The 2,204-nt window shown below is 65.1% G+C and carries 3 protein-coding genes; 1 reads left to right on the forward strand and 2 read right to left on the reverse strand.

What is annotated here, in order from left to right:
* Window positions 1-338, reverse strand: a 338-nt coding sequence (locus tag ACWFR4_RS48465; protein ID WP_453658341.1) for a hypothetical protein, incomplete at its 3' end; no start/stop codon positions are given.
* A 58-nt stretch (window positions 339-396) separates the two neighbouring features.
* Here ACWFR4_RS48465 and ACWFR4_RS48470 point away from each other — a divergent pair.
* On the forward strand, window positions 397-1,461 hold the full coding sequence (locus ACWFR4_RS48470) for a hypothetical protein (protein WP_453658343.1): 1,065 nt from the start codon (window positions 397-399) through the stop codon (window positions 1,459-1,461).
* 160 nt (window positions 1,462-1,621) lie between these two features.
* Here the strand turns inward: ACWFR4_RS48470 and ACWFR4_RS48475 are convergent, their stop codons facing one another.
* Complete coding sequence (locus ACWFR4_RS48475; protein WP_453658345.1) at window positions 1,622-1,999, reverse strand: hypothetical protein; 378 nt, start codon at window positions 1,997-1,999, stop codon at window positions 1,622-1,624.
* Between the last annotated feature and the right edge of the window lie 205 nt (window positions 2,000-2,204).

Here is a 2,204-nt window from a genome sequence, read left to right on the forward strand (position 1 = left end):
GCTGGGAATTGCCGCCGGTGCACTTGACGAGCGTGACGTGGGCAATGCTGCCCGACCCCTCGCCAAGACAGGTCTTTGGTCACGTTGTTGATCAGCTCGAAGCCCGCGGTGGTGAAGTACGCATTCCACAGGGCTGCCGGGTCGCTGGACGAACACGGCTTCATCGTCGCCTGACCGTTGCGGACGACCAAACACAGCCTGTCACCCACGTTTTGCCGCATTTCGGAGAGCTGGCCGATGGTGTCGTTCATCAGCCAGGTCTGGTACGCGCCTTCGTTGCACCTTGTCACGTAGGGCCCGTAGTCGGCCCGGAAGTCAAGGCAATCGAGCGTGGCCACGTTCTTCACGTGGTAGTAACTCGGCGGTTCGCCGGCGCGGTACCTAAAATGTGTCCCCATGGATATGAATTCCGTTTTTGATGGTCTGGATTCTCAGCCATGGGCCTCGTACGACGCACCCGAAATCCCAACCATCCTGAGGGATGTGACGTCACCAGACGAGCGTGCGTCGCGGGAGGCCGTGTACGAACTGGCCTCGCACATCTACAACTCTCAGACGGTGTTCCCCTCTGCGCCCCCAGCTGTTCCCTTTATTGCGCGGCTGGCAGCAGCGCGCATCCAGACTGAGATCCTGCTGGACCTGCTTGGTTCCATGGCCGCGAGCGAGAGCGACGACGAGGACGAGGGTGTCCCGCCCAGAGGCGTCAAGGACGCACTCGCGGCTCAACTTGCCGTCCTGCTGCCCCTGCTCACTCACCCAACTCCTCGTACACGGCAGCTGGCGGTGTGGGCAGTCGCACAGAGCCGCGCGCCCGAGAAGGCCCTGCCCGCCCTCCTCGCCCGCTGGCAGGTGGAGACCGCCGCGCGCATCCGGGGAGACCTGCTGTTCGGCATCACGCTCCTGGACCCCACACGCGCCACGGAGTTGATTCCCGGCGCTCTCGCGACGCAAGAGCCACTGCCCGTCCGGGCCTCCGCTGTGCTCGCCGGTCTCGATGCGGGACTTCCCTGGAGCATAGAGATGGCAACTGTGATGGTCTCCTCACTGCCCGTAGACGAGCAGATCGGAGAGACCGCATGGATGGTGCAGCCGCTCAATGAGGTCGTTCAGCGACTCAACCTGAGGGGGGAGGTTGACGAAGCCGTTGACCTCGTAGCTCACGCCCTGAAGATGCACAGCCAGGCCGACACGGAAGCCCACAAGGAGGCCTTTGCGGCTGCGGAGGCGCTGGGTGACGCCTCCTCTGCTGCTCGTGTGCCCCTTCTCCCCATTCTGCTTCCCCTTCTTGACAACCCGGGGGACAACAAGCACCTGATCGCCATTTTTGACGCATGGTCCCGTTTCTACGACTATGACAGAGTGACACCACATCTCACTCACCTTGCCATGCAGCCCCATGACGACCTGGCCAACCTGGCGCGCCGCGCCCTGGAAGGCCTTGAGGACCGACGCCCAGCTTGATGAGGTGGTGACCGAGGCGGAACTTGTCAGGCGCCGGCCGACGAGGGCGACATGGTCGAGGAGCTCGGCAGCGGTGAACGCCAGGCGTAGCCGGTAGTCGATCGCAGCGCCGACGTTGCCTGCCTCCGTGCCGACACCAGGTCCCGGCAGCACGATCTGGTCACTGCGCTGTCGGCGCGGAAGTTCTTGCGCAACGGGTGGCGCCGGCTGACAGTTCACGGTCCAGGAACCGGCGCAGCGGGGTGCGAGGGCAGTGAATCCCGGAAGTCAGGCTCATCGAGCGTGATGAGCTGGTGGTGGCCGGGCGGGTCGTGCAGCGGATCAGCGAGCAGGGCTTCGGGGAGTACCTGTCGCTCGCGCCGCCGGCCTCGGCGCCCTGGCCGACCTGGGCTTCCTCGGCCTCGACAAGGACTGCAACGACCAAGTCGTCGTCACCGGCTACAAGGCCACCCGCGCCATCAAGCTCACCACCGGCCAGAAGACCGCCAACCGGATCATCGCCGCCGGCCGCGCGCCCGTCGAGCACGGCTTCGCGCACGTCAACCACCCGGGACTCAAAGTCCCGGGCTTGCACAACGGGCACCACTGGCTGTGGCGCTGCGCTTGCGTCCTGTCCCACGCCCGGTTTTCTGGGGTGGGTCTGGGGCAGTTGACTGCACCCCGCGTCGCCACAACTCTTCCGCACGGTGACGGATGTTGCGGGAGCCGTTACGGTCCGCGTGATCAACGAATCCGCAGGACCG

This window comes from Streptomyces sp. NPDC055140, assembly GCF_053607285.1.